This window comes from Falsiroseomonas sp. E2-1-a20, assembly GCF_051433195.1.
Lineage (GTDB): Bacteria > Pseudomonadota > Alphaproteobacteria > Acetobacterales > Acetobacteraceae > Falsiroseomonas.
In genome coordinates this window covers 1-5794 of record NZ_JBHMFT010000098.1, presented here as the reverse complement: position 1 = coordinate 5794, position 5794 = coordinate 1, and the positions used below count along the sequence as shown (strand labels likewise).

Below are 5794 nucleotides of genomic sequence, written 5' to 3'. Positions count from 1 at the left end.
GACCCAAATGGAGGATTCACAGCGGGCCGCTGCGGTGGAATCCTCCGGCCAGAGCCCAGACCGTCAGTGTCATCGTTGGATCGGACGACCGCGCGCGGCTTCGCGCGATCATCGGCGACAGGAACCGCCCGCTCAAGCGTATGCCTCCGGTGAGGCTTCCGATTACCCACATCTTCGGCGTGATCCAATAGAGATGCCGACGGCGTGTGGATTCCGACCATGTCGGCCGCCTGCTTCGCGGTCACCGGGCCCGGTAGGCGTGGCTGCCTTTGCGCTGGTAAAGAAGCGCCACATCGGCCAGAGGCTTGGCAAGCCGATCGGGATCATAGGCGAAGAACACCAGGAAGAACACCAGATTGATGACGATTCCTGCTTCTGGGTTGCACGACCTCATCGACAAGATCGCCGAGCAGCTCGAGCCCGAGGATGGCTGTCTCTGGTTTTACGACACCAACGATCAAGCAACCCTCGGCTTTACCGAGCGCGGCATCGAAAGCCTCAAGGAACTCATCGCCGATCAGAAGCGGTGACCCCCGGCCCGATCCCGACACTCAGCACCCGCGGCCCTGGCCGGATGGATACGCGCCACCTGATGGCCTGGTCGATGAAGTTCCGCCCAATCCCACCATGCTCACCGCGGGCCGTGCCCGATCGATCGGGTCTGCGAGCGGGATGAGAGGTATGTTCTCCAAACTGATCGTAAGCGTCAGCCGATCCCGGCCTTGAGTTGATGGTGGTGGTTCGCCGAAGTGGTTGTCATGACGGACAACACGACGACGACGCCAGTCCTTAGCCCCTCGTATGACGGTAGTAAGAGCGGTTCCGGTACCCGCGCGGGCCGCGGCGTCGAGGTTCGGGTGCGGGAAGTCCGGCGCCGGAACTGGTCGACGGAGGAGCGGCTGCGGATCGTCCGGGAGACGCTGGAGCCCGGCGTGATTGTTCAGGCGGTGGCGGACCGCCACGGCGTCAGCACCGGCCAGCTCTACACCTGGCGCAAGCAGATGCTGGCCACGGCGATGGCGGGCTTTGTGCCGGTGGAGGTGGTCCCGGATGCGCCGCAGCTCCAGCCGCCTGGCCCGGCCATGTTGCCTGACAGCTGCGCACCGTCTGGCATGATCGAGATCACGCTGCCCTCCGGCGCCAGCATTCGCATTACCGGATGCGCCGACGCCGCGACGCTGCGCGTCGTGCTGGCCGGGATGGGTGGGCGCTGATGCTGGGCCCGCCGCCGGGTACACGGGTGTTCCTTGCCTGCGGCACGACGGATATGCGCAAGGGCTTTGACGGTCTCGCCGCGCAGGTGCAGACGGTGCTGGCGCAGGACCCCTACAGCGGCGCGATGTTCTGCTTTCGCGGCCGCCGCGGCGATCGCGTGACATTCTGCATCCTTCTTTCAGAGACCTGGCAGCCGCATGGCAGCATCTCTATGATATCCCTGGAGGTTCCTTGGCCTCCGCTCCTTCACGCGCCGTAGCCCGGCAATGACTGGCTCGGATGCCAGCGCCGTGGTCGGGATCTTCCATGGTGCGTACGGCATGGCCTGCTCGGCTGGCAGGGTGCCCTCCCGGATGAGCCGCAGGACCGAGGGGATGCAGATTCCAAATTGCCGGGCCACCTCCTGAACGCCGACCGTCGGCGGGGCAGTACCTTGTGCGGTGAATGCTGGGATCCCGAGGCGCTCCCGGACCTCGCGTACGCTGACCGACGTCCAATTCGCGCCAGCGGCGGTCCTGCAGCGCATCCTGTTCAGCTTCACGGCGATCTCGCGGTCGGGCCATTCCAACGCGAGGCGGCGCACCACCTCGGCCGGGGCGCGGGTAGGCTCGGCCTGGCGCGGCTTGCATCTGACGCGCGCGATGCGGGCCTCGGTGTGTCGTCCGCCCATCCAGTGGACGATCAGCACGGCCTCATGCATCGCGTCGTCGAGGTCGATAATCACTTCGCGGACCAGGATGTGGGTGAGGCGCTGGCGGATGCGGTTGTCAGCCGTCGGCGCGTTCCACGCTGCAGGAAGGTCCTCAGCGAGCCGCAGCAGGGCATCACGGTCCACCTGCGGCCGTGATGCTGCCGCGGCACGTGCGGCGGCAATCCGCCGTTCGAGCGCGCTTACCTTCTCCAGTGCTGCATTCCACCGTGCCTCCAACTCCCGCGCGACATGCCGCTTGGCTGGATCCACAAGGTCGTATCTGCGGGCGGCAAGCGAGGCTTCGTAGCGCGCCGCCTCCAGGTCGCGCTCGAGCGCCTGAGCCAGCGCATCGTCGGTGGCCGAGGCTTTCTCCGCCGCCAGCAACGCGGCCTCGACGGCATGTCCTGACACCGCTTCGAGCATGAGGGCGGTGACCGCCTGGTCGACCCGCACGCCGCCGATCCCGATGCAGAGTCCAGACCCGACATGCGCATCATCGCCACGACACTGGTAGCGATGCGCGTGGCCGGATTGAACCCCGTAGAATACCCGCATCATCCGGCAACGGCCACATCGAACGAGACCGGTCAGCAGCGCCCGCCCGCCGCGGGCGGCCTTGCGTGAGGCACGTTTCTGCATGTGGGCGTTCTCGCCGAACATGCGCAGGTTCTCCTCGAACTCAGCCCAGCTGATGTAGCCCTCATGGTTGTCGCGGATCAGGGCACCCCATTCCGCCATCGGTCGATCATGGCCGCTCGTCTTGCGGGCACGACCGTTCTCCAAACGGATGCGGTTGCCGCGCCGAGCAAAAGCATAAGCACCGGCGTAGATCGGATTGTGCAGGATCTGCACGACCGTGTGGTAGGCGGGCGCCCGCCAGGTGATCCTGCAGACCGCGACATTGCGCTGAACCACCGGGAGCGTGATGCCCGCGCTGCGGGCCCAGAGAAACAGCTGCCGCGCGCTGCCAAGCTCCCGGTACTTCGCAAACACCATCCGGATGGCGTCGGCGACCCGCTCGTCCGGCTCGAGCTCGATGCGCCCATCCTCGCTCCAGCAATAGCCAGGGGGTAGGGTGAACTGCAGCGCGCCGCGCCGGGCCTTGCCGTCGCGTGCCTCGATGCCACGCTGCCGAAGCAGGCTGAGCTCATACTCGCTCATCGTACCCTTCAGCCCCAGCAGGAGCCGATCGTTGACGAGGCGCGGATCGTAAACTCCGTCAGGGTCGATCACCAGCGTCGCGGCAAGGGCGCAGAGATCAACCAGGTGATGCCAGTCCCGCCCGTTGCGGGCGAGGCGTGAGGCCTCGATGCAGAACACCGCGCCGACCTCCCCCGCGCAGACCGCCGTCACGAGCCGTTGGAACCCCGGACGCTCGGCAACACCCGATCCCGAGCGGCCAAGATCCTCATCGATAACCGCGACAGACGCAAAGCCGACGGCACGCGCCTGGTCGGCCAGCGCATACTGCCGACGCTTGCTCTCCGTGTTGCCCAGCACCTGCGACATGGTCGACTGGCGGACGTAGACGACGGCACTGCGCGCGAGGTGGTCAGCGGTGACCTTGCTGCTCATCGCCGCCTCCTTGCGTCACCAACGGCCGACCCAGGGCTGCCAGCAGCAGGTCGGCCAGGGCTGGCACCGCCTCCGCCGGAACCGGAACAGACGGAGGCCGAGGCCTTGGATCGAGATCGAGCGACAACTGGGATTTTGAGGGTGGACGACTCGGCATCGGTGGCCTCCTCCACGGGCAGGGGCCACGACGATGCGAGACGACGCTGTCCGCCCGCCGTCACCTTGAGGAGCGCAGCCAGGCTTTCCAATGCGTCGACCGCCACGCGGGGTGCGCCAAGTTCGGCCATCCCGAGGCACGTCGCCGCATCGCACATCCAGGTCGGCACGACGCGGCTCCGTCCCGGCTGCTCCTCCAGCCAGTACAGATCGAGCCCATCCTTCGTGAACCGCTGAACAACCGGCAATTGCCGCCCACGCAGCGGGTGCCACGGATACTCGACCCGCGCAGCCGCATTTCGATATGCCGAATGGAAGTCGTTGTGGCGACCTGCTCAAGATTCTGGTCTGGGACGGACAGGGCCTGATCCTCATCGCCAAGAGGCTGGAGAAGGGCAGATTCGTCTGGCCGCAGACGCAGGCTGGCGTCGTCTCGCTGACCGCGGCACAGCTCTCGATGCTGTTCGAGGGGATCGACTGGCGCATGCCCGCCTGGACCGCGCGGCCGCAGGCCACGGTGTAGCCAATCCGCCATTGCGGCGGCCATGGCGTTGCGTAGAATCATGATGTGCACGCCGCGTCGCTCAACACGCCTGACGCCGAGATCGCAGCGCTCCGCGCGCTGCTGGCGGAACGCGACGCGGTGCTGGCCGAGCGCGATGCCGAGCTGCGCAACGCGACCTTCGAAATCGAGAAGCTGAAGGTCCAACTCGCCACGCTGCGGCGGGACCGCTACGGCAAATCGTCGGAGAAGCTGACCACTGAGATCGGCCAGCTTGAGATGCTGATCGGCGATGCCGAGGAGGATGCCGCGCAGGCTGCGGCCAGGGCGGAGGCCAAGGCCAGGACGAAGGGCCTGCCTGGCAACCAGCGGCGCCCTGCGCTCCGCAAGCCGCTGCCGCGCGAGACAATCCTGCACGAGCCGGTATTCGCCTGCCGCTGTGGCTGCACCGACCCGAAGCGCCTGACCAGGCTAGGCGAGGACGTCACCGAGGTGCTGGAGAAGATCCCGGCCCGGCTGAAGGTCATCCGCCACGTCCGCCCTCGCTATGCCTGCCGGGATTGCGAGGCCGTCCTGCAGGCGCCCGCCCCCGACCTGCCGATTGAGAAGGGGCGGCCGGGTCCCGGCCTGCTCGCGCATGTGCTGGTCTCGAAGTATCTCGACGGCCTGCCGCTGTATCGCCTTTCGGCCATCCTGGCGCGCGAGGACGTGGAGATCGAGCGGCAGACGCTGGCCGACTGGGTCGGCCGCGGCGCCTGGTGGCTGAGCCGCCTGGCCGAGGCCATCGGCGCCTATGCCCTGCGGCACGGCACCATCTGGACCGACGACACCCCGATCGCCGTGCTGGCGCCGGGGCGCGGCCGGACGCGCCAGGGGCGGTTCTGGGTTTATGCCATCGACCCGAGGCCCTGGAAGGGTCATGGGCCGCCCGCGGCGTTCTATCGCTACTCGCCGGACCGCAAGGGCGAGCGGCCCCGCGGACACCTCGAGGACTTCGAGGGCTGGCTGCATGCCGATGGCTACACCGGCTACGACGTGCTGGCGCGGCCGCGCGGCAACCAGCCGCCGCAGGTCATCCACGTCGCCTGCTGGGCACATGCCAGGCGCAAGCTGTTCGAGGTGTTCGAAGCGACGAAGTCGCCGATCGCCGAGGCGGCCTTGCAGCGCATCGCCGCGCTCTACGCCATCGAGGCCGAGATCAACGGCAAACCCGCCGACCAGCGCCGTGCCGAGCGCCAGGCCCGCAGCAAGCCGCTGGTCGACGACCTGCACGACTGGATGCTGACGCAGCGGCGCCGGTTGTCCGGCAAGTCGACGCTCGGCAAGGCGATGCAGTACGCGCTGAACCGATGGGAGGCACTGGCCCGCTATCTCGAAGACGGCAGGCTCTCAATCGACAAGAATCTCGCCGAGCGGCTGCTGCGCGGCATCGCTTTGACGAGGAAGAATTTTCTGTTCCTCGGATCGGACGCAGGCGGCGACCGCGCCGCCATCATCTACACCGTCGCCGAGACCGCGAAGCTGAACGGCCTGGACCCAGAGGCCTACATCACCGCCGCACTCGACCGCCTCGCCCGGGGCCAAACCATCGATCGCCTCGACGAACTCCTGCCGTGGAACTTCACGCCCACCGCGTCACCTGCGGGGATCGGCTG

7 protein-coding genes and 1 pseudogene are annotated in these 5794 nt (G+C 67.4%); 6 read left to right on the top strand and 2 right to left on the bottom strand.

The features are described from left to right. From ACFHPP_RS30235 to tnpB (ACFHPP_RS30220), 4 genes are all read left to right on the top strand, one after another. Positions 1-191 (top strand): hypothetical protein (locus ACFHPP_RS30235; protein WP_437166943.1); only part of this gene is annotated, 191 nt, incomplete at its 5' end. Positions 192-359: 168 nt separating this feature from the next. Beyond that, the gene (locus ACFHPP_RS30230; RefSeq protein WP_437166942.1) at positions 360-530 is read left to right on the top strand and encodes a hypothetical protein; all 171 of its coding nucleotides are present in this window, start codon (positions 360-362) and stop codon (positions 528-530) included. Positions 531-758: 228 nt separating this feature from the next. Further along, on the top strand, positions 759-1214 hold the full coding sequence (gene tnpA / locus ACFHPP_RS30225; protein WP_437166941.1) for an IS66-like element accessory protein TnpA: 456 nt from the start codon (positions 759-761) through the stop codon (positions 1212-1214). Continuing rightward, entirely contained in the window at positions 1160-1474 is a 315-nt protein-coding gene (tnpB, locus tag ACFHPP_RS30220) for an IS66 family insertion sequence element accessory protein TnpB (RefSeq protein ID WP_437166940.1), read from the top strand. Before tnpA ends, tnpB (ACFHPP_RS30220) begins: the two co-directional genes overlap by 55 nt. Here the strand turns inward: tnpB (ACFHPP_RS30220) and ACFHPP_RS30215 are convergent. Then, positions 1394-3481 (bottom strand): recombinase family protein, encoded by a 2088-nt coding sequence (locus ACFHPP_RS30215; RefSeq protein ID WP_437166939.1) that lies wholly within the window; start codon positions 3479-3481, stop codon positions 1394-1396. The genes tnpB (ACFHPP_RS30220) and ACFHPP_RS30215 overlap by 81 nt on opposite strands. Next, positions 3478-3909: pseudogene (locus ACFHPP_RS30210) on the bottom strand (hypothetical protein); the annotation flags it as partial. The pseudogene ACFHPP_RS30210 and the gene ACFHPP_RS30215, both read right to left, overlap by 4 nt. Positions 3910-3941: 32 nt before the next feature. Between ACFHPP_RS30210 and tnpB (ACFHPP_RS30205) the strand changes: the two are divergent. Continuing rightward, on the top strand, positions 3942-4160 hold the full coding sequence (gene tnpB, locus ACFHPP_RS30205) for an IS66 family insertion sequence element accessory protein TnpB (RefSeq protein WP_437166938.1): 219 nt from the start codon (positions 3942-3944) through the stop codon (positions 4158-4160). A gap of 45 nt (positions 4161-4205) precedes the next feature. Further along, the coding region (tnpC, locus tag ACFHPP_RS30200; RefSeq protein WP_437166937.1) for an IS66 family transposase at positions 4206-5794 on the top strand (1589 nt) is incomplete at its 3' end.

Bases quoted from the DNA above. Each gene is read 5' to 3' on its own strand.
- ACFHPP_RS30230 (WP_437166942.1), top strand. From the start codon at position 360: ATGACGATTCCTGCTTCTGGGTTGCACGACCTCATCGACAAGATCGCC.
- tnpA (WP_437166941.1), top strand. From the start codon at position 759: ATGACGGACAACACGACGACGACGCCAGTCCTTAGCCCCTCGTATGAC.
- tnpB (WP_437166940.1), top strand. From the start codon at position 1,160: ATGCGCCGACGCCGCGACGCTGCGCGTCGTGCTGGCCGGGATGGGTGG.
- ACFHPP_RS30215 (WP_437166939.1), bottom strand. From the start codon at position 3,481: ATGAGCAGCAAGGTCACCGCTGACCACCTCGCGCGCAGTGCCGTCGTC.
- tnpB (WP_437166938.1), top strand. From the start codon at position 3,942: ATGCCGAATGGAAGTCGTTGTGGCGACCTGCTCAAGATTCTGGTCTGG.